The sequence below is a fragment of the Christensenella tenuis genome (assembly GCF_014287795.1).
GTDB lineage: Bacteria > Bacillota > Clostridia > Christensenellales > Christensenellaceae > Christensenella > Christensenella tenuis.
Window position 1 is genome coordinate 78,440 of record NZ_JACOON010000002.1, and the last position, 20,562, is coordinate 99,001.

Here is a 20,562-nt window from a genome sequence, read left to right on the forward strand (position 1 = left end):
AGTATTGAAGTGACACATAAGGAAAGAGCATTGGCGCCGTTTTTAAAAAAGAATATGGACCGATTCCCGATGTGGTACGGCGGTGCGCCCGAAACGACGCAAAATATAGTGGAAGCGCTTGACGCGCGGGATGAGGCGGAGGCGCTTTATGGGATGCTTGATCTCGATTTCAAGACAGTGCATCCAAGATATGCAGGAAGCAGGCGTGAAGTCTATGAAGATGGAACAAGGCTGTGTGAATGGGGCATCGTAAGGGGGGGAGCCCATTACGGACAAGCCCTTACGCATCCGCTTGCAGGCGCGGCAAGCGCGGCGGATGTGGAAGCATACGGCGGGTTTGAAGACCCGGATGAATATGATGTAAAAATTGCGCCCGAAGAACTGGAAGCGGCAGAGGAGTATTGCCTGATAGGCGGTTGCTGGTCCCCGTTTTTCCATGATTCGACGGAGCTTAAAGATATGGAAGAATTTTTTGTGGATATGTATGCTGCGCCGGAGGTATGCGAAGCGATCATCGACAAATGTTTTTCCTTTTATTATGAACTGGATCGAAGGATGTTTGAGGAAAATTCCGGGAAAATCGATATGTATTTTATCGGGAATGATTTTGGTTCCCAGCGGGCGCTTCTGATGGCGCCGGAAATGTGGCGGAAATTTTATAAACCGTATGTCGCCAGGCTGATCGGGCAGGCAAAAAAGAATGGATGTGTGACGGCCATCCATTCGTGCGGGGATATCCACGAGATTATCGGGGATTTTATAGAGATCGGCGTGGATGCAATCAACCCGATTCAGGTGAATGCGGAAAATATGGAACCCGAAAAGCTGATAAGGGAGTTTGGGGACGACTGCGTTTTTTTCGGGGGGATAGACGAAAACGAAATCCTGAAATTCGGTACGGAACAGCAGGTGCGCGATGAAACGCGCAGGATCATAGATATTTTGGGAAGCCGTGGGCGGTATATCGTCGCCGCATCGCACGATTATATCCTGCCGGAAATTCCGGCTGGGAATATTATTGCGATGTTTGACGAAGCCAGAACCTACGGGACGGGGAAATAAGGAGGAACATCATGCTGCATGACCCAAGCCATATAACACCGATACCGGTGGAAGAAGAAATCCATCTTAAACAAAGCGACAAAGATATCCTGAGAAGCCTTGGGGCCGAGCTTGCAGAAATCGGAGCGCGGGACCAAAAATCGGGAAAGGCCGAATTGTGGCGCGACCTTAACGACCTGAAGTCGAAGCGCCCAATGGTATGGATCAATGAGATTCCATGGCATGAGATGAACGTTGAGGACGAACTTACTCTGCGCTGTGAACATGAATGGGCACGGGAGCTTGAGACCGATATGCGGCGGACGATTTACCAGAGCAGGCATATGCCGGGCGATATGGTCGTAAATGACTATATTGAATGCCCAAAGGTGTTCCACAGCACGGATTTCGGAATTTTGGAAGAGGTTGAAACTGCGCATACGGACGCAGAAAATGAGATTTATTCGCGGCATTTCAAGATCCAGATTAAAGAACCGGAAGACATTGAAAAAATCCAAATGCCCAGGATTACGTATTTGGAAAAAGCGACACAGTATCGGTATGAAGCGATGAGAGAAGTCTTCGACGGAATCATCGAGGTAAAAATGGCGGGACAGACGCATATTTGGTATACACCGTGGGATTTCCTCATCCGCTGGTGGGGAATTTCAGAGGCGATGATGGATCTTGTGGTGCGCCCGGAAATGGTGCATGCGGCTTATGAACGCATGGTAGACGCGTGGATGACGGAGCTTGATCAACTGGATGAGCTGAACCTGCTGTCCCTTGACTGCAACAATACGCGCATTGGATCGGGGGGCTATGGATATGTTTCGGATTTGCCGGGAAAAGAATACAACCCGGAGCACGTGCATCCGCACAATATGTGGGGATGCGCGAACGCGCAGATTTTTTCAAGCGTATCGCCCCAGATGCACTGGGAATTTGCCGTGGAGCATGATATGCGGTGGCTTGAGCGTTTCGGACTTACCTACTACGGCTGTTGTGAACCCCTGCACGATAAAATGGAGGTGATGCGCCGCATTCCAAACCTGCGGAAGCTCTCTGTTTCAGCGTGGTGCGATATTGACAAAATTACGCGTGAAGCCGGAGGAGACTATGTCATGAGCAGGAAGCCCAATCCGGCGATTTTTGCGGAATCTGTATTCGATGCGGCGGAGGCGGAACGCCAATTGCGGGAGTTTATGGATGCGGCAAAGGACGGCCATGTAGAGATCATCATGAAGGACATTTCGACTGTAAATTACAAGCCGCAGAACCTATGGGAATGGGAAAAAATTGCCATGCGCATTGCGGAAGAATATGCGCATTGAACTGAAAAAGGAGAGGCGAAATGAACAGTATCGAAAGATTTTTAAAGACTGTGGAACGAAAGCCGGTGGATTATCCGGCCTCGTGGCTTGGGATGCCGGATGTGGAAACGCTGCCGATTTTATTCGATTATTTTAAGGTGGATGATATGGCAGGCTTGAAGGCGGCGGTTGACGACGACGTATACCCGGTGGAAATTCCTTACCAGTCCCCGGTTGCAAATGCGATTTATGCGGCGTTTGATTTTAAGCAGAGCGGCGCGGTGGACTCTCACGACCGTACGCTGACGGAAGAAGGGTGTTTTGCGAAGAGTGAGGATCCGGCGGACGTAGAGAAGTTCGATTGGCCGGATCCGGAAGAATATATTTCCCTCGATGCGTGTGAAAAGCTGTTCCAGAGCGTCCCTAGGGATAAGGCGATCCTTGGAATGGCGTGGTCGGCTCATTTTCAGGATACGTGCGCGGCGTTTGGCATGGAAAATGCGATGATGAACATGATTGCCAACCCGGACCTGTATCGTGCAGTGGATGAAAAAATTGTCCAGTTTTATTTGAAGGCAAATGAAATATTTTTCAAATCTGCCAAAGGACGGCTGCACGCGGTGCTGATTGGAAATGATATGGGCAGCCAGAGAAGCCTAATGCTCTCGCCGCAAATGGTGCGGGATTTTGTAATTCCGGGAGCGAAACGCCTGGTGGCGCAGGCAAAAGAATATGGTCTCAAAGTGATTTACCATTCATGCGGGGCCATCAGCGAAGTGATTCCCGACCTGTTTGAAGCGGGGGTGGATGTGGTACATCCAATTCAGGCGCTGGCCGCAGGCATGGAGCCTGACCGCTTGAAGCGCGATTTTGGAGATATGGGCGCGTTCTGCGGTGGCGTGGATACGCAGGATCTCCTTGTGAATGGGAGACCGGAAGAGATTAAGAACAAAGTGCGCGAACTGCGGGGCATTTTTCCGACGGGCCTTGTGATTTCGCCAAGCCATGAGGCGATTATGCCGGACGTAAAACCGGAAAATATCAAAGCGCTGTTTGAAGCGGCAAAGGAAGCCTAAGGCGCATAAGCGGACGGGATCCGAGCCATGCGCCTGAAGCAGAGAATTGGAGGAAAGCAATGAAGCGGTATGGACAGGTACTCCGGGTGCGCCCGGAAAAAGAGGCATATTATAAAGAATTGCATGCGAATCCGTGGCCGGGCGTGCTGGAGATGATACGGAAGTGCAACATCAGGAATTATTCCATTTACCTGCGGGACGGCTACCTGTACTCGTATTATGAATATGTAGGAGACAACTACGAAAAAGATATGGAAAAAATGGCCGCCGATCCGGAAACGCAGAGATGGTGGGCGGAATGCAATCCATGCCAGCAGCCTGTGGACTCGGCAAAGGACGGAGAGCTTTGGGTAGAAATGGAAGAAGTCTTTCATTTAGATTAATAGCAAAAGCAAAGGAGAGGAAAGGAAATGGTAAAGATAGGAATCAGGCCGACAATAGACGGACGGGAAAAGGGAATCCGGGAAAGCCTGGAAGAACAGACGATGCGCATGGCGAAAGCGGCGGCTAAACTGATCAGTGAAAATGTGTATGATGAAGAGGGCAATCCGGTTATGTGCGTGATTGCGGACAGCACGATCGGCGGACTCGCGGAAGCGGCGAAGTGCAAGGAGAAGTTTGACCGGGAGTGCGTATGCGCGACGCTGACGGTCACGCCGTGCTGGTGCTATGGCAGCGAAACGATGGATATGGACCCGAAGACGCCGAAGGCGATTTGGGGACTGAACGCGACGGAGCGGCCGGGCGCGGTATACCTTGCGGCGGTATTGGCGGCGCACGCGCAGAAGGGAATCCCGGCGTTCTCGATCTATGGGCACGACGTGCAGGATGCGGACGACGAAAGGATCCCGGAGGACGTGGCGGAGAAAATCCTGCGGTTTGCGCGGGCGGCAGTGGCCGTAGGGGAGATGAAAGGGAAATCGTACCTGTCGGTAGGGAACGTGGCGATGGGAATTGCGGGAAGCATGGTAAACCCGGATTTCTTTGAGGAATACCTGGGGATGCGGTGCGAATACAAGGACATGAGCGAGATCATCCGGCGTGTGGAGAATGAAATCTACGACAAGGAAGAATTCGAACGGGCGCTCCGGTGGGTGCGGGAAAACTGTAAAGAAAACGAGGACGTCTACAACGGGGAAAACGGCCACAGCCGGGAACAGAAGGACGCGGAGTGGGAATACTGCGTGAAGATGGCGATGATCGTGCGGGATATGATGCAGGGAAACGAGAAGCTGAAGGAAATTGGATGGAACGAGGAAGGCAACGGGAACCATGCGATCGCGGCGGGATTCCAGGGGCAGAGGCAGTGGACAGACTTTATGCCGAATGGGGATTTCATGGAGTCGATCTTGTGCTCATCGTTCGACTGGAACGGGATTCGCAAGCCGCTTGTGGTGGCGACGGAGAACGACTGCCTGAACGGGGTGGCGATGCTGCTAGGGCATCTTGTGACGAATACGGCGGCGGTGTTCAGCGACGTGAGGACGTATTGGAGCCCGGCAGCGGTGAAGCGCGTGACGGGCTATGAGCTCGACGGATATGCGGAGGACGGAATCATCCACCTGATTAATTCGGGAGCGGCGGCGCTGGATGCATCGGGAGAACAGGAGAAAGACGGGAAGCCGGCGATGAAGCCGTACTGGGAGATCACGGAGGCGGAGGCGCAAAAGTGCCTCGATGCGACGAAGTGGACGCCGGGGAACCTGGGATATTTCCGCGGGGGCGGATTCTCGTCGACATTTAAGACGCGGGGCGGGATGCCGGTGACGATGTGCCGGATGAACCTTGTGAAGGGTCTTGGGCCGGTGCTGCAGATCGCGGAGGGCTACACGGTGGAACTGCCGGAGGAAGTGAACAAGGCGCTGTGGGACAGGACGGACCCGGGCTGGCCGTGCACATGGTTTGCGCCGGTGCTGACAGGGGAAGGCGCGTTTACGGATGTGTACAGCGTGATGGCGAATTGGGGAGCGAACCACGGGGCGTCGGTATATGGGCACGTGGGAGCGGACCTCCTGACGCTGGCGAGCATGCTGCGGATACCGGTGAACATGCACAATGTAAGCGAAGAGAAGCTGTTCCGTCCGGCGGCATGGAACGCGTTCGGCACGCAGGACCGGGAAGGCGCGGACTACCGGGCTTGCAGAACCTACGGCCCATTGTATAAGTAAAGGGGATTCCGGAAATACTTTCCTCCAGATAAAACGCTTAAAGGAAGGACGCGGCCAAAAAGCCGCGTCCTTTCCCTGTTTTGCAGAATTATTGCTGCCAGGCCCTTGAAAGTACATATCCATAAGGATAATATAAAATCAGGAAGGAAACGAAAGTGAAATCACGCAACGATACCCACACTGTGCTTCAGCGGTTTCAAAACTTTAGGTATGGGCTCATTCTGCAGGGCGTCCTTGTGGGCGCGGCAGCGGGCTTTGTTTCCGTACTTTTCCGCCTTGCAATCGAGCGCGTGGATGATTTCCTGGAATTTATCCTGGATGCAGGCAACCAGCAGGTTCTTTTTAAAGTGATCTGGTTTGGAGCGCTTATCGTGCTGGCACTTTTGGCAGCGCGTTTGGTGAAATGGGAACCTATGATCGGCGGAAGCGGTATTCCGCAGGTGGAAGGGGAACTTCACGGCGTATTCAGCCAGAAATGGTGGCGGGTATTGCCGGCAAAATTTGCCGGGGGTGTACTTTCCATAGGCGCGGGCTTATCGCTTGGACGGGAAGGCCCTTCGATCCAGCTTGGCGCGATGACAGGCAAAGGAATTTCGCGTATTTCAAAGCGCATTAAAATTGAAGAAAAATTATTAATGACATGTGGCGCCTCCGCAGGACTTGCAGCGGCTTTTAATGCGCCATTTGCGGGCGTACTGTTTTCACTGGAGGAACTGCACAAAAGTTTTTCCGTGGAAGTGCTCTTATCCACGATGGCGGCTTCCGTTACGGCAGACTTTATTTCGCGTAATGTGTTTGGGCTCGCACCGGTGTTCAGTTTTGATATTACCATGGACATCCCGCTGAACCTCTATTGGGTTATCCTCCTGCTTGGGCTTGCGCTTGGCGCGGTAGGGGTGTTCTATAATTTTTGTATCAGGAAATCGCAGCAGGTTTACGGCAAGATCAAAAAAAAGGAAGTGCGTTTTTTAATTCCGTTTTTATGCGCGGGATTCCTTGGATTTACTTTTCCCGCCGTACTTGGCGGAGGACATAAATTGATTCCAATGCTCGTAAGCGGGCAATTTGCCTTGTTGATGATTTTCGCTGTATTTGCAGTGAAATTTATTTTTTCTATGGTCAGTTTCGGCTCTGGCGCGCCGGGCGGCATCTTTTTACCCCTCCTAGTGCTTGGGGCGCTTCTCGGCGGGGGAATCGGCACACTGATGGTACAGGCGTTTGGTATTCCACGGGAGTTGCTGCAAAATTTTATCGTTTTGGCGATGGCGGGATTTTTTGCGGCGATTGTGCGCGCCCCCATCACAGGGATCATACTGATTTGCGAAATGACAGGATCGTTTACCCAACTGTTGTCCCTGACGCTTGTTTCGCTGATTGCCTATATTATTGCCGACCTCCTGAAATCACAGCCCGTTTATGAACAGCTTCTGGAGCAGATGGCCGCCCATGGACAGGAGGAAGATCAAAAAAAGAAAGAGGAAACTAAAATATTGCTGGAAATTCCCGTGCACTTTGGAGCGCCGATCTGCATGAAAAAAATCAGCCAGGTCGAGTGGCCGGAGAACAGCCTGATTGTCGCGGTGAGGCGGGCAAACCATGAAATTATTCCCAAGGGCACGGTGCGCATCCGGCCGGGGGATATCCTAATCATCCTGTGCAACGACGAGAATTCGTTTGCGGTGCGTGAGCAGGTTGTGAAGCTTGCACAGACGGTGTAAAAAGGAAACGCCCGGCGCATTCCGGGCCGGGCGTTTAGCCGCAGGTTAAACGGAACAGCTTAATCCTGCCTGTTTGCCTTTGCCGCTTCGATTTGCGCGGTTAGATCCTGAATTTTTTCCTGGCATTCGGCAATCCGCGCGAACAAGGCCTCTGCATCTGCGCCAATAGCGCGCTGCTGGTACACGACCATGCCAAGTTCGCGGTAATAGCCATCTATTTCACCGGTGACCTGCGTCCTCTTTGAACTCAGCTTAGTAACGTCCACCATTTCCTTGGATTTCGACGCGACCGTCTCCCCAAAAGAGACAATCCCGTCTTTGGCTTTGCCGAGGAATCCCCCGAATTTTTCCATGGTTGTTTTTTCTGACATAAAATAAAGTTCCTTTCTATTCCACATGATCCTTTCTACAGTATACTACGTTTTTGAAAGAGAAGGAAATCAAATGCTTCGCGTTATAGCTTTCCGCCGGTACGGAGCCTGCTTTTGCAGGCGTACATTCGCCTATCGGCACGGCGCAGTACGGAATGAATATCTTCCCCGGCGGCAGAGGGATCGAACATGGCATAACCAACGGAAAAGCAAGGGGAAAGAGAACCGTCGTTCGGCCGGATGTAGGGCTGCAGAGCTTCATAGCATTGTTTGGCACCTTGCGCGCTGCCCGAATAGATCATAATAAATTCGTCTCCGCCAAACCGAAACAACTGTCCGTATGGACGGCTGATCTGTTTGAGAAGGTTGGCTGTGTTGCGGATAAACTCATCTCCTGCCTGGTGGCCCTTCGTATCGTTTACTTTCTTCAGTTCATTGAGGTCGATCATAAACAAATAGAACGGAACCTCCGCAGTCTGCGCCAGCTTTTCCAAGTCGCGTTCGAAAGCGGCACGGTTTAAAACGCCGGTCAGCTCGTCACGATAGGCCATTTTTCGAAATTCAGACTGCAGGATGAGCTGGTTATGGATTTCTTTTGATTCACTGTTCCATACATACAACATGCACAGTGTGAAAGCGAGGAGCGCCAATTCGAGAAATGAAAAGCGCAGGAACCGGAAGGACATCAGGTAATATGTTACCAGTTCAAGCACGGCGCCGCATGTCAGAACCACAACGCCTGCCCGAAGCGCCTTCATGTGCGGAGTGCGTGCGGGATCCGCGCGGAACACGCTGATTATAATGCATACGATATCCGCAAACAACAACGGGTGAAATATAAACAGGGTTTGCGTAAAATCAACGATGCGGAAAAAGTGGAGCAGGCACGCGCCAATAACGAACAATGTATTGGCGGTAAGGCAGATGAGGAGACGTTTATCCGGCAGGAGAAGACGGCGCTGCACAAAGCGAAGCGCAAAAATCGGCAGGAAGAAAAAGGACAAGAAATCAATGCCGTTGATTAGGAGAAGATTATTTGTAAAGAATTGCAGGAGGCCGGAACGCGCAAGAAGCCAGACTGCCGCAGTGATTGCGAGGAATGTGAGCGGTTGGGTACTGCCTGCGGTTTTTCCTGCCCTTGCAGCGCCGGAGATCAATGTATAAATGAAGACGGCAAATAAAATCAGAACAGCGGCAATTGTAAAAATATGATTGCGCAGGAAGCGTGCCATAAAAGCTGCACCGGGCATAACGGAAGCTTCCGACAGGATTGCGCCGGGTATTCCATTGGAAAAATCCACGGCAATGCGTATTTCACCCGGTCCGTTGGGCAGATCGATGATGTGGAACCCGCTGCCGACGCTTTTGTAACCTGCATCCAGGGCCTGTATTCCGTATTCGTAGATTTGTTCCCCGTTGAAGGAGACCGTAAAAGGAGCCGTATAAAAAAAGATACATAAAGCGCTGTTTTCAGGACGTTGAGCGGAAATATTGCGGGAAAAGAAAACCTGCCCGGCATGACCGGAAAGGACGGAAATGGGCAAGGAAACATTCTCTTTGGTTTCGCCGCCGCGCGCGACGGTCCAACCGTCACCCAGGAAAACCGCCTGGCTGGAACCGAAAGAGACTGAGGCCGGAGCGGCCGCGTTATAGACGAGAACACAAATAATGCACAGCAAAAGAAGGAAGATTATGGCAATCTGTATTTTTTTTGGAGCCGGTTGTTTCATTGTGCAAACCTTTCCTTCGATTCGGCAGTGTGAATTCATTTTACATCCGCAATAATAAAATATCAATACGGGAAGGTATTGAATAGTGGGATGTAAACTGAAAATGGCATATACATTGGTTACAGACCTATTATTTTTGCGTGCGAATTCAGGAAGCGATATTCCCTATGGTACCCGGGTTTACTGCCGCGGGCGTATCATAGCCGCTGACCGTATTTATTTGACCTGCTGGCCTGAGCCTGCGGCGGGGAAGACAGCGGGGGGCCTTCTGCATTTGCGGGAAGAGTGAGAATCTATTAGAGAGGCGCGTCTCCGCAGCCCACCGACACAACCTTTTCCGAACAAGCCACCGCGTTTTTGCCTGTGCCTTTTGGGGGATGTATGTCATCCATAATCCGGCCAGTTCATTTTATATGTTATAGGTATAGTTTAAAAGCAGGTCTCTGTTTTCAAAATAATATATGACTTCGGTAAGAGCGGCATTGCCGCCGACCGTGAAGGACGCCGTATCCATACTTCCCGATACATCTAACAAAGGATACAGGCTTTCCCAATCCTGCCTGAAAACGCCTGTATTCAGTTGGCCGGATACGGAGAGAGCAACATCCGCTGCTATTACAGCATAATTTGCTTTGATCAAATTCTGCGTATATGCTTCGTTTTTGGCAGCCAATACCCGCTCGTCGAATCCAGCCTGCATGGCGCATCCTGTGAGGCAGAATGCCAGAACCAGCAATAAGACAATCCATTTCCGGGAGCTTCATTATAATTCGCCCAGCAAGCGTTTTTTCTTGTCGCTGCCATCCCTCAAAAGATTGCACAGTGCTTCTTCATCCCCGGCAACGATAGCGTCGCGCAGCGCGGTAATATTGCGCTGGAGTTCGTCGATCTCTTTTGCGAGTTCGTCGCCGTTGAGCACAAAAAGCTCTGCCCACATTGCCGGATTGAGTTTGGCTACGCGCGTGAGGTCCATAAAGCTGCCCGCCGAAAAACCGTTAAAACTCTGGGAGGCTTCGCTTTTCACATAGGAGTTTGAGACCACGTGCGCAAGCTGCGACGTATAGGCGATTACTTCATCGTGTTTTTGGGCGCTGCATCTGGTGACACGTCCAAAGCCAAGCTCCTTTGCGAGCGCGGCCAAAAGACATATGGCGTCCGCGTCCGTAGTTTCATCCTCGGTGATGATAAAGCTTGCGCCCTGAAAAAGGTTGGCGTCACTGCTTACAAAACCACTTGTTTCTTTTCCGGCCATGGGATGCGTACCCACATAACGTATGCCGCGTTCCCGAAGAGGTGCGGCGACCTCCTGCGCAATGAAGCGCTTGACGCCGGAAATATCCGCCGCTACGGCATTTTTTTTAAATTCGGTATTTAGCAGATAGGAAACGCAGTCGCGCGGATAGAGGCACACAAAAACGAGGTCGCAGCCTGAAACGTCCGTATCACAATCGATGGCTCCCGCTGCGTAGGCCGCCGTAAGGACATTTTTGTCGCGGTCCACGCCGCATACCGTATGACTTGTATATTTTTTAATTGCCCGGGCGAGGGAACCGCCGATCAGCCCGAGCCCAACCACGCCTATTTGCATAAAATCTCCTTCAAGGCAGAAAGAAACAGGTCCATTTCTTCGCGTGTTCCTATGGTAATGCGCAGGAAATTGCGCGTACGCTTTCCGGAAAACCACCGTACCAGTACGCCGCGTTCGCGCAGGGCTGCAAAGACGGCTTCCGCGGACGGATCGTGGAACCGCGCGAAGACAAAATTTGCGTCGGAAGGCAGGGTAGAGATTCCCAGCTTCCACAATTCGCCGATCGTGTAGGCGCGCGTTTCTACAATTTTTCCGGTTACTTCCCGGCAATAGTCCGCATCGCGCACCGCAGCCTCCGCGCCTGCCTGCGCAAGCATGTCGAGCGGATAGGAATTAAAGCTGTCTTTTACCGTTTGCAGGGCGGCGATCAGGTTTTCATCCGCCACTACATACCCCACACGCAACCCTGCGAGACTGTGTGATTTGGAAAGCGTACGGACGACCGCAAGGTTCCTGTATTTGCTGACGAGCGGAATCGCGGTGGCACGGCTGAAGGGGGCGTAAGCCTCGTCGACCACAGCGACGCCGTCTGTTTTTTGTATTATTTTTTCTATGTTGGGTATGGAAAGCGCAATACTGGTAGGCGCGTTCGGATTTGCAAGGATCATGCCGCTCCCGCCGCACATCTTATCTACATCCACCGAATAGTCCTCCTTCAGGGGAACTATCTCGAGCGGCACATCGAAAAGATTGGCCCACACCGGATAGAAACTATAGCCTACGTCCGGCGTTTTTACCCTGCGGGGAATGGAGGTGCCGGGGAACCAGCCGGCCGCTCCCGCCGCACCGTTCTGGAAGAACGCGGCGTAGCAAAGCGCAAGAGCCTCATCCGAACCATTGGCGCAAAACACCTGCTCCGGCCGCACGCCGTGGTATTCAGCGATGGCGGCGCGCAGGCGATGTGCATCCGGGTCAGGATACAGGCGCAGGGCGCCTGCCGCCTGTGCGATGGCTTCCGCTACCCTTGGGCTGGGCGGATAGGCATTTTCATTTGTGTTCAGCTTCACCAGTTTTTCTTTTGGTTGTTCGCCCGCAACATATGGGGTCAGGCTTTTTGCCTTTTCACTCCAAAATTCTTTCATATTCACAAAACCTTTTCTTAAATTTGTGTAAATTCAATATAATTCTACCATAACCATCGTGAAATGTGTTAATATATGTTCTATGGAAAAATTAGCAAATCCGGGAACGGAAAAAAGAAGGTGCAATTGGGTTACGGATCTGCTGCTGAAAGAATATCATGACAATGAATACGGCAGGCTGAAGACGGACGATGCATCCCTGTTTGAAAAGTTATGCCTCGAGAGTTTCCAGGCGGGGCTTTCGTGGCGCACGGTGCTTGCGAAACGCGAAGCGTTCCGTGAAGTCTTCATGGACTTCGACATACGAAAATGCGCGCAGCTTGAAGACGAATACCTGGACTCCCTGTTGTTTGACAAGCGGATTATCCGCAACCGCAGGAAGATTTTTGCGGTACGCGAAAATGCCCGTGCCACCCTGCGTGTGATTGGGGAGCACGGCAGTTTTTTTAAATATGTATATTCCTTTAAGAGGCCGGAAGCGCTGCTTGCCTCCCTCAAACGGTATGGCTATGTATTCGTAGGGCCTACCATGGCGGAAGCTTTCATGCAGAGCATTGGAATTCTGGAGGCGCATGAGCCGGGATGCTTCCTGTATACATCCGTGCCCGAAGGATAAAAATGATTGGTTAAGGCAGGCGGGAACTTATGCCCACATCACTGACGCATAAAATCGCCGCAGACAATATCCTGGAAAGGATGACGGATCCGCAGGCGAAAAAGATTATTACGGAAAACCTGCCCGCGTACTATTCGGGTTCGCAGGGTGGGGATATTTTTCTGCTCTATAAATTCTATTTCTTCCTGTGCGGCGCGAAAATGAAAATGCTCGGTTGGGCGCTCCACTATACGCGGCCCCAACGCTTTTTCTGCGAGGGTGCGGACTATGTAAAAAAGCAGGGGAGCGATACCCTGAAAAGTTATTTTTATGGCTATATCACACATTATTGCCTCGATATGTTCCTGCACCCGCACATCAACGCGGAGACGAAGCCGATGTCTACCCACAATACGCTGGAATGCGCGCTCGACATCCTCTATGCGAAGGAAAATGGCGTAGACGCCTATACCTTTGACAAAGAGAAGTTTGCACGCGACACCATAGTACATGGGGAAGAAATCGATACCTTTTACAAAAAAATGTCCTACTTGTTTCCGGGTCTGAAAGTGGACGAGCATCCATATACCAAGGCCGCCAATTATTACGTCTATTACAACGGACTTGTGTCGCAGCCGACAAAAGCCGACCTCGCCAAGCTGAAAATGCTGAACATTATTTCGCAGTTAAAGCTCAAAACCATGCTGTACCAGCCGGTCGAAACTTATGAAGGACTGTATGACTATGATTTCTATTTTGGCTTGCTCGATACGGCGGTAAAATGGGCTGTACGCCGCATTGAACTTGTACAGGCCTACTTTGAAGACCGGGTGAATATTACACAGCTCCAGAGCGAGTTTTACAATATTTCTTTCCATGGCAAGGCGATCGTGCCGCAGGAGGAACGCAAACCGTTCAAGCGCCTGTATAAAAAAGCGCCTTTGGTACGGGCGAAGGAACGCCCGAAAAAAGAAGCGGATATGAAGGACGCGAAATGTAAAACCTGAAAAGAGCTGCCGCCGGAAAACCGGGGACAGCTCTTTTTTACAGTGTCATTTATTTTATCCCGCCTGATTTGCCCGCATTCCTCCTCTGCCGGGGCTGCCCATCTGTCTGGAAACGGAGTCTTCCGCCGTTACGCTTCCTTGGGATTCCCCGTCCAGGGAAACATCATAGGAGACGCCGTCTGCAATATCCGGGCTGGTGAACAGAATTGTCTGGCATGCCTGTGTAAGCTCCGTACTGAAAAGTTCCGTACCGTCCGCGCTGATGGAGAGGGTATCGCCGGTTTGTCCTTCTATATTCATAGCAAGAAAGTTCTGGCCACTGCCGGCAGGGAGGGTGATATTCGCGCCCGCTGCAAATACCGTTCCGCCGTTTATGGCAACGCCGCTGTCAGCGTCGAGACCGCCATTTGCATCGTTTATGGAGCCGAAGGTCACGATTTCACCGCCGTTGATCTCAATAGACCCGTTGGAGTCGATTCCGTCTCCGCCGGAATCGATGAAGAGTGTTCCGCCGTTGATGATGATTTCACTGATTCCGTCATTATTGGCATTGATTCCATCGTCGGAAGAGGCGATATTGATTATACCGCTCTCGATGGTCAGGTGCATTTCACTTGCGATCCCTTCTTCCACAGTGCCGTTTACGTTGAGTGTACCGTTTCCGTTGATCGTATAGGAAACGCAGCCGTAAAGGGCACCGTCATAATCACTTTCTCCTGCATCTTCGAGCGTATTGACCGTACCGTCCGCAAGGGTTACGATTGCAGTTTCGGCTTCCTTGATGAGAACGGCGGGCCCTGAACTGTTTTTGATCGATACGCCGCTTAAGATAAGGACAACTTCCTCACCTGCCGCATCAACAGTAATTGAACCATCCGTTGTCTCTCCGGATAACCGGTAGGTTCCCCCGGAAGATACCGTTACGACGGCGCCGTCCGCCTGCGCGCCAGTACCGTCGATTTGTGCTTCGCTGCCGTCCAGTACGATACTTGTCTCGTTTTGTGTGCCGGAAACGGAGGAATCCGTATCGGCAGCGGCAGAGGGATCGGACGCCAAGACAACCGGCTCCGCCGTTTGCGCGCTGCTGCAGCCGATCATTGCGGCCGCTAACAGGGCGATTAATAGAATAGGAATGATTTTTTTCATAGCCGTGTCCGCCTTTCTGTAGGATAAGTACAGTATGGCGAAGGAGTGTGATGGAAATATGTTCGGAGAATGAAAGTTCCGGGTGCGGCGGCTGTAAGGCAGGTGAAGGCAGACGGAATTTTTTCGTGCAGGAATGATCCGGCAATGCAGGGAATAAAAAACGCCCCGGGTTTATTCGGGACGCAAATTGTCAAAAAAAACGAAACGGAGATTGAAAAGGGAATAACCTTTTGAGGTATAAATTTGCGGATAAACTCCGAGGCGGTGCGGCGGCCCCGGCTTTCTTGTTTTACGCCGTGCGTTTCCCACGCCGCGTCCCCGGGGCGGTGAATTTGTATTGGGCGATCATGCCGGCGATGGCAAAAACTACGACCGGAAGGATCAGCATCCATGTAGCCGTATGGTTGAAAACGCTGACGGAAGTAAGGACCTGTTTATAATTTCCGAGCGTCACGGTGCTGAGAATATCGGCGTTAAAGAACAGGCCGATGATGATACCTACGGTGCTGACGAGCGTATATCCGCCGTAAATGGCAGAAAAAATAATCACAAAATGCCTGCGGGAAGCGAGCGTAACCGCACCCAGGACGACAAACAGGCCAAGGCCGATAAAAAACAGGGTGAGGGGTTCCATCCCGGCGAAAGCAGAAGGGAAAGCCTGCTTTAACAGATCAAATATCATCAGGCCGACCATGCCGCCTACCACAAAGATAGCGAATTTCACAAAGAAAAACGCAAGCAGCGCAAAAACAATGCCGATAATCAGGCTCACAAGCCACAGCCAGTCCGCAACTGCGGGAACATAAGCGCCAAGATAGGTATAGGAATAATAAACGCCCATGAAAAACGCATACAGGAATAAAATTACCTTAAGATATTTATATCCCCAAAAACAGTACAGGATTCCCAGTACAAGCATGACAAGCAGTATAATGATGGGAATGATTCCGGTCATAATGCACTCCTTTACAGGATTTTCTTATTCATTATTATAGACAGGGAAACCCACAAATGCAAATAAGCGGTTCAAAAGTAATAAAAAATTAAGATGGACGTATAAATTTTATTTTGTAAAAAAAGCAATTATGCTTTAAAAAAAAATATGTTGTGCTATAATACAACTTGGTAAACATGCGCGGAAGGCCGCGCTACGCAGGATATCCGGGGGGTAAAACATGAGCCTGACATTTGCGGGCGGAATTCATCCGCTCCATCATCTGTACGAAGGAAAAAAACTGACGGAGAAATGCGCAATCGAAGAGATGCCCGCAGGGCATATCGTGAAGATTCCGCTCTCCCAGCATATTGGCGCGCCCGCAAAACCGATTGTGAAAACAGGGGAGCGTGTGCTGATGGGCCAGAAAATCGCCGAGGCACAGGGATTTGTCAGCGTACCTGTCCACGCGAGCGTTTCGGGGATCGTTACGGAAATTACGGAGATTCCTGGCATAAACGGGCATCCGGTGCAGGCGATTGTGATTGAAAATGACGGAAAAGATGAAACGGCATTCGAAGCGCCGGAAAACATGGAAAGCCTGTCACGGGAACAGTTGATCGAATGTATTCGGGACGCAGGAAACGTGGGCATGGGCGGAGCGACGTTTCCGACCCACGTGAAGCTTTCGCCGCCGGAGGGAAAAAATATCAACTTACTGCTGATAAATGGGGCGGAATGCGAGCCGTTCCTCACAGCGGATTACCGGCTGATGGTGGAATGCCCAAAGCGCGTACTGGCTGGGGTAAAATTACTTATGCAGACGCTTGATGTGAAAAAAGCGATTATTGGAATTGAGGACAATAAACCGGAAGCAATCGAAAAAATGTCTGCAGCCGTCGATACCCACGCGATCCGCGTGGTGCCTGTGCAGACGAAATATCCGCAGGGTTCCGAGAAACAATTGATCAATGCCATCACGGGCCGCGTGGTGCCCGCAGGCGGGCTTCCCATGGATGCGGGCGTCGTGGTGGTTAATATTGCATCCGCGAAAGCGATTGCGGACGCGTTTTATGTGGGAGAGCCGTTGATCCGGCGGGTAGTTACCGTTTCGGGCGCGGTGAAGGAACCGAAAAACCTGCTTGTCCGCCTTGGCGTGAGCGCCCAGGAAGTGCTTGACTACGTCGGGGGATTTTCATCTGAGCCGCTTAAAATCGTATCCGGCGGGCCGATGATGGGCCTGCCCCTGCCAACGCTTGAATGCGTAGTGACAAAAGGATTTTCCGGCCTTCTCGTATTGGATAAGGAATATACAAAAAAACAAAAGGAAACAAATTGCATCAAATGCGGCAAATGCGCCGAGGTATGCCCGATGCGCCTGATGCCGATGATGATTTCCGCCTCTGCATTATACGAAGACTTTGACCGCGCAGAGGCGAACCATGCCATGGACTGTATGAGCTGCGGCTGTTGCAGTTACGTTTGCCCGGCGAAAAAGCCGATTGCCCAGAATATCAAGTTTGCCAAAGATATGATTGCGGCAAAGCGCTTGAAGGAGCGGGCCAAGGAAGCAGAACGCAAACAGGAAGAAGCGCCTGGGAAAAAGGCGGAATAAAATTTCATCTGCGTTTTTTTGGATGATTCCCGATGGGAAAAATTCAAGTTGAGATAAGCGTCAATTAATATTTCTGCGAAAGGAAAGGCTATGCAACAAGAGTTGATTTTGTCCGGGTCGCCGCATATCAAATCAACACAGAGCACCACGCGCATTATGCTCGATGTAATCATCGCACTCATTCCTGCGTGCATTGCCGCTGTGTATTTTTTTGGAACCGGCTGCCTCATGACGATCGCACTGTGCATCGGGAGCGCGGTAGGCTGCGAGGCCGCGGTGCAGTTTTTTACAAAAAAAGAAGTCACAATTAGTGACCTGTCCGCAGTTGTGACGGGACTGCTGCTCGCGCTCAACCTACCGGCGAACGTGCCGTGGTACTTGCCGGTCTGCGGCAGTGCGTTTGCGATCATTATTGTAAAACAATGTTTTGGAGGTCTCGGCCACAACTTTATGAATCCCGCGCTTGCGGCGCGGTGTTTTCTGCTGATTTCGTGGCCGGTTGCCATGACGACGTTCATTGCCCCGCATGCCGGGGTAGATGCGGTCGCGTCGGCAACACCGCTCGGTATCTTAAAAGAAGGCGGCGACGCCGTTCCCGGGCTATGGGATATGTTCACTGGAAATATCGGCGGGAGTATGGGCGAAACAAGCGTGATTGCCCTGCTGATCGGCGGAGCATACCTGCTGATACGCCGTGTGATTTCCTGGCGCATTCCGTGCGCATATCTCGGCACGGTCGCATTGATTACGCTTTTGACGGGCCAGCCGGGTATGATTCTTTTCGAACTTTTCGCGGGCGGCCTGATGCTTGGTGCATTTTTTATGGCGACGGATTATGTTTCTTCGCCGTCTTCGCCAAAGGCGCAGCTCGTATTCGGCATCGGCTGCGGCGTAATTACAATGGTCGTGCGTTTGTGGGGCGGGTATCCGGAAGGCGTATCCTTCTCGATCCTGTTTATGAACCTCTTGACGCCCCTTCTAGATAAGGTGCTTCGGCCAAAGGTATTCGGGGAGGTGAAGAAGGTCAATGAATAAGGCAAATAATGACAGCATTGCGAACCTTGTACTTCGTCTCGTAATTATTACCGTATGCGCGGGCCTGATCCTTGGCCTTGTATATGCCGTCACCAAGGAGCCGATTGAGCAAAATAATATCCAAAAGGCTACGGAAGCCCGCCAAGCGGTGCTTTCTGCGGCGCAGGAGTTCAGGCAAATTGCGCTTGACGGCATCGATTACGATCACGAGAAATATGCGGATATTAAAGAAGTGTATGAGGGAACGGCAGACGGCCAGACGGTTGGTTATACATATTCCATCGTTACCAGAGGATACAAGGCGGGACTCACGCTGACTATCGGTATTTCTTCGGACGGCAAGGTGACGGGCGTGGAGATTACTGCGCACGACGAGACGCCCGGATTGGGCGCGAATGCCACGGATCCGGAGTGGCTCGAGCAATTCAAGGAAACGGACGGGCCGCTGGTGGTGGCGAAATCGCCCACCGGTGCGGCAAACGAGGTGCAGGCCCTGACGGGCGCGACGATTACGAGCAAGGGCGTTGCAAATGCAGTTAATCTTGTACGTGAATTCGGCGAGCAATACCTCGGGAAGGGGGCGTGACGGGAATGGATAAACAAGTGATGAAGGGCGTATTCTTAAACGGCGTCTTCAACGAAAACCCAACGTTCCGGCTGGTACTCGGCATGTGTCCGACGATTGCCGTCACAACATCGGCGATCAATGCAGTTGGCATGGGGGCAGCGGTTATCTTTGTATTGACCTGCTCTAATATGCTGATTTCCCTGCTGCGGAATTTCATTCCGGATAAGGTAAGGATACCGTGTTATGTTGTAGTAATCGCAATGTTTGTTACTGTAGTTCAGATGGTACTGCAGGCATTTATCCCATCGTTGTATGAGTCTCTGGGGCTGTTCCTGCCGTTGATTGTAGTGAACTGTATCATTCTTGCACGGGCAGAGTCGTTTGCTGCAAAGAACAGCGTGCTGCCGTCCATGATGGACGGTATTGGCATCGGCGTTGGTTTTACCGCGGCGCTGACGATGATTGCGGCGGTGCGCGAGCTTCTTGGAAATGGATCGCTGTTTGGTATTTCCGTGTTTGGAGCGGACTATCCTCCGGCGTTGATGTTCATTCTCGCGCCGGGCGGCTTCCTTGTATTGGGATTGCTGCTTGCACTGATCAATAAAATTGTGCTCCAGCGTGAAAAAGCAAAAGAAAAGGAACCGAAGGAAAAGACAGCACGGGCAGAGGAGGTGCATGAATAATGGATACTTTTATTCGCATCCTTACAATCCTCCTGAGTTCAATTTTGGTCAACAACTTTGTGCTCTCGCGGATTCTCGGTATTTGTCCGTTCCTCGGAGTTTCCAAAAAAGTGGAAACGGCGGTAGGCATGGGCATGGCCGTTACGTTTGTTATGGCGATGGCGTCGCTCATCACGTGGCTTGTGCAATATTATATCCTGGTACCGCTGGGTGTGGAATACATGCAGACGATTGCGTTTATACTCGTCATTGCCGCGCTTGTGCAGCTCGTTGAAATGGTGCTGCAAAAGACGAGCCCCGGCCTGTACCAAAGCCTCGGCGTATATTTGCCGCTGATTACGACCAACTGCGCAGTGCTTGGCGTTGCAATCCTGAATATTACAGAGCAGTACAACCTTGTGGAATCGTTGGTGAACGGCGTTGGTGGCGCGCTTGGTTTTACGCTTGCCATTGTGCTCTTTGCAGGAATCCGGGAGCGGCTCGAGCTTTCCGCGATTCCGAAGCCTTTCCAGGGATTTCCGATTGCCCTGATTACGGCATCGCTGATGAGTGTGGCATTTATGGGCTTTTCCGGCCTGGTGTAAAAGCTAAAGGCGTATATTGCGATGATTTGCAGCACCGGTTCCCTGTTTTAGGAATAGGGGCAAAGCGCTGGAGTCTATCCTACCCTGCGAAATATTGCCAGTGCGTAATTTTATCCGTTATATACCGTGGAAACAAAGATTACCGCCCTATAGCGCGCTTGCACAGGAGGCATATATAAAGGACCGCGAAATCCGGAAGACAGGTTTTCAGGAGAGAGACGCGGTTCAAAAAGCACAGGCGCAGAATATTGAGTGGGGGGATGCAGGACAATGAATTTCGTAAGGAAGGGATGCAATCGTTCGAATGT

General features: G+C 51.5%; 20 protein-coding genes. 13 read left to right on the top strand and 7 right to left on the bottom strand.

The genetic code is table 11. From position 1 onward, the window contains the following. Nucleotides 1-9: 9 nt before the first annotated feature. From H8S18_RS04020 to clcA, 6 genes are all read left to right on the top strand, one after another. Nucleotides 10-1,062 (top strand): uroporphyrinogen decarboxylase family protein, encoded by a 1,053-nt coding sequence (locus H8S18_RS04020; protein ID WP_186857021.1) that lies wholly within the window; start codon nt 10-12, stop codon nt 1,060-1,062. Nucleotides 1,063-1,073: 11 nt separating this feature from the next. Beyond that, nucleotides 1,074-2,375, top strand: a complete 1,302-nt coding sequence (locus H8S18_RS04025; RefSeq protein ID WP_186857022.1) for a hypothetical protein — start codon at nt 1,074-1,076, stop codon at nt 2,373-2,375. 20 nt (nt 2,376-2,395) lie between these two features. Beyond that, complete coding sequence (locus tag H8S18_RS04030; protein WP_186857023.1) at nt 2,396-3,430, top strand: uroporphyrinogen decarboxylase family protein; 1,035 nt, start codon at nt 2,396-2,398, stop codon at nt 3,428-3,430. 59 nt (nt 3,431-3,489) lie between these two features. Beyond that, on the top strand, nt 3,490-3,813 hold the full coding sequence (locus tag H8S18_RS04035) for an L-rhamnose mutarotase (protein WP_186857024.1): 324 nt from the start codon (nt 3,490-3,492) through the stop codon (nt 3,811-3,813). Nucleotides 3,814-3,840: 27 nt separating this feature from the next. Continuing rightward, complete coding sequence (locus tag H8S18_RS04040; RefSeq protein WP_186857025.1) at nt 3,841-5,598, top strand: L-fucose isomerase; 1,758 nt, start codon at nt 3,841-3,843, stop codon at nt 5,596-5,598. A 155-nt stretch (nt 5,599-5,753) separates the two neighbouring features. Beyond that, the gene (gene clcA / locus H8S18_RS04045) at nt 5,754-7,316 is read left to right on the top strand and encodes a H(+)/Cl(-) exchange transporter ClcA (protein ID WP_186857026.1); all 1,563 of its coding nucleotides are present in this window, start codon (nt 5,754-5,756) and stop codon (nt 7,314-7,316) included. A gap of 59 nt (nt 7,317-7,375) precedes the next feature. Here clcA and H8S18_RS04050 read toward each other — a convergent pair whose 3' ends face one another. The 5 genes from H8S18_RS04050 to hisC all read right to left on the bottom strand — a co-directional run bounded on the left by H8S18_RS04050 (nt 7,376) and on the right by hisC (nt 12,087). Next, nucleotides 7,376-7,687: a hypothetical protein gene (locus H8S18_RS04050; RefSeq protein ID WP_186857027.1), complete on the bottom strand. Its 312-nt coding sequence runs from the start codon at nt 7,685-7,687 to the stop codon at nt 7,376-7,378. 83 nt (nt 7,688-7,770) lie between these two features. Continuing rightward, on the bottom strand, nt 7,771-9,417 hold the full coding sequence (locus tag H8S18_RS04055) for a GGDEF domain-containing protein (protein WP_186857028.1): 1,647 nt from the start codon (nt 9,415-9,417) through the stop codon (nt 7,771-7,773). A gap of 409 nt (nt 9,418-9,826) precedes the next feature. Continuing rightward, nucleotides 9,827-10,117: a hypothetical protein gene (locus tag H8S18_RS04060; protein WP_186857029.1), complete on the bottom strand. Its 291-nt coding sequence runs from the start codon at nt 10,115-10,117 to the stop codon at nt 9,827-9,829. Between the two features lie 63 nt (nt 10,118-10,180). Continuing rightward, nucleotides 10,181-11,005 carry a prephenate dehydrogenase gene (locus H8S18_RS04065; protein ID WP_186857030.1) on the bottom strand — a complete coding sequence of 275 codons (825 nt, stop codon included), beginning with the start codon at nt 11,003-11,005 and terminating at the stop codon, nt 10,181-10,183. Next, on the bottom strand, nt 10,996-12,087 hold the full coding sequence (gene hisC, locus H8S18_RS04070; RefSeq protein WP_186857031.1) for a histidinol-phosphate transaminase: 1,092 nt from the start codon (nt 12,085-12,087) through the stop codon (nt 10,996-10,998). The genes H8S18_RS04065 and hisC overlap by 10 nt, the downstream gene beginning before the upstream one ends. Before the next feature lie 82 nt (nt 12,088-12,169). Here hisC and H8S18_RS04075 point away from each other — a divergent pair, with 82 nt between their 5' ends. Both H8S18_RS04075 and H8S18_RS04080 read left to right on the top strand, forming a co-directional pair. Continuing rightward, a complete protein-coding gene (locus H8S18_RS04075) occupies nt 12,170-12,703 on the top strand; it encodes a DNA-3-methyladenine glycosylase I (protein ID WP_186857032.1) in 534 nt (177 codons plus the stop codon). 29 nt (nt 12,704-12,732) lie between these two features. Next, entirely contained in the window at nt 12,733-13,689 is a 957-nt protein-coding gene (locus H8S18_RS04080) for a zinc dependent phospholipase C family protein (RefSeq protein WP_186857033.1), read from the top strand. Between the two features lie 54 nt (nt 13,690-13,743). Here H8S18_RS04080 and H8S18_RS04085 read toward each other — a convergent pair whose 3' ends face one another. Together H8S18_RS04085 and H8S18_RS04090 are read right to left on the bottom strand one after the other, a co-directional pair. Then, on the bottom strand, nt 13,744-14,835 hold the full coding sequence (locus H8S18_RS04085; RefSeq protein WP_186857034.1) for a carbohydrate-binding domain-containing protein: 1,092 nt from the start codon (nt 14,833-14,835) through the stop codon (nt 13,744-13,746). 289 nt (nt 14,836-15,124) lie between these two features. Continuing rightward, complete coding sequence (locus tag H8S18_RS04090; protein ID WP_186857035.1) at nt 15,125-15,790, bottom strand: TM7S3/TM198-like domain-containing protein; 666 nt, start codon at nt 15,788-15,790, stop codon at nt 15,125-15,127. 220 nt (nt 15,791-16,010) lie between these two features. Between H8S18_RS04090 and rsxC the strand changes: the two genes are divergently transcribed. The 5 genes from rsxC (at nt 16,011) to rsxA (ending at nt 20,254) form a co-directional block, all read left to right on the top strand. Then, entirely contained in the window at nt 16,011-17,384 is a 1,374-nt protein-coding gene (gene rsxC, locus H8S18_RS04095; protein WP_186857036.1) for an electron transport complex subunit RsxC, read from the top strand. Nucleotides 17,385-17,474: 90 nt separating this feature from the next. Beyond that, nucleotides 17,475-18,419, top strand: coding sequence for an RnfABCDGE type electron transport complex subunit D (locus tag H8S18_RS04100; RefSeq protein WP_186857037.1), 945 nt, complete (start codon nt 17,475-17,477; stop codon nt 18,417-18,419). Further along, a complete protein-coding gene (locus H8S18_RS04105; RefSeq protein WP_186857038.1) occupies nt 18,412-19,005 on the top strand; it encodes an RnfABCDGE type electron transport complex subunit G in 594 nt (197 codons plus the stop codon). The genes H8S18_RS04100 and H8S18_RS04105 overlap by 8 nt, the downstream gene beginning before the upstream one ends. 5 nt (nt 19,006-19,010) lie before the next feature. Further along, a complete protein-coding gene (rsxE, locus tag H8S18_RS04110; protein WP_207721645.1) occupies nt 19,011-19,670 on the top strand; it encodes an electron transport complex subunit RsxE in 660 nt (219 codons plus the stop codon). After that, a complete protein-coding gene (gene rsxA / locus H8S18_RS04115; protein ID WP_186857039.1) occupies nt 19,670-20,254 on the top strand; it encodes an electron transport complex subunit RsxA in 585 nt (194 codons plus the stop codon). The genes rsxE and rsxA overlap by 1 nt, the downstream gene beginning before the upstream one ends. Nucleotides 20,255-20,562 lie beyond the last annotated feature (308 nt).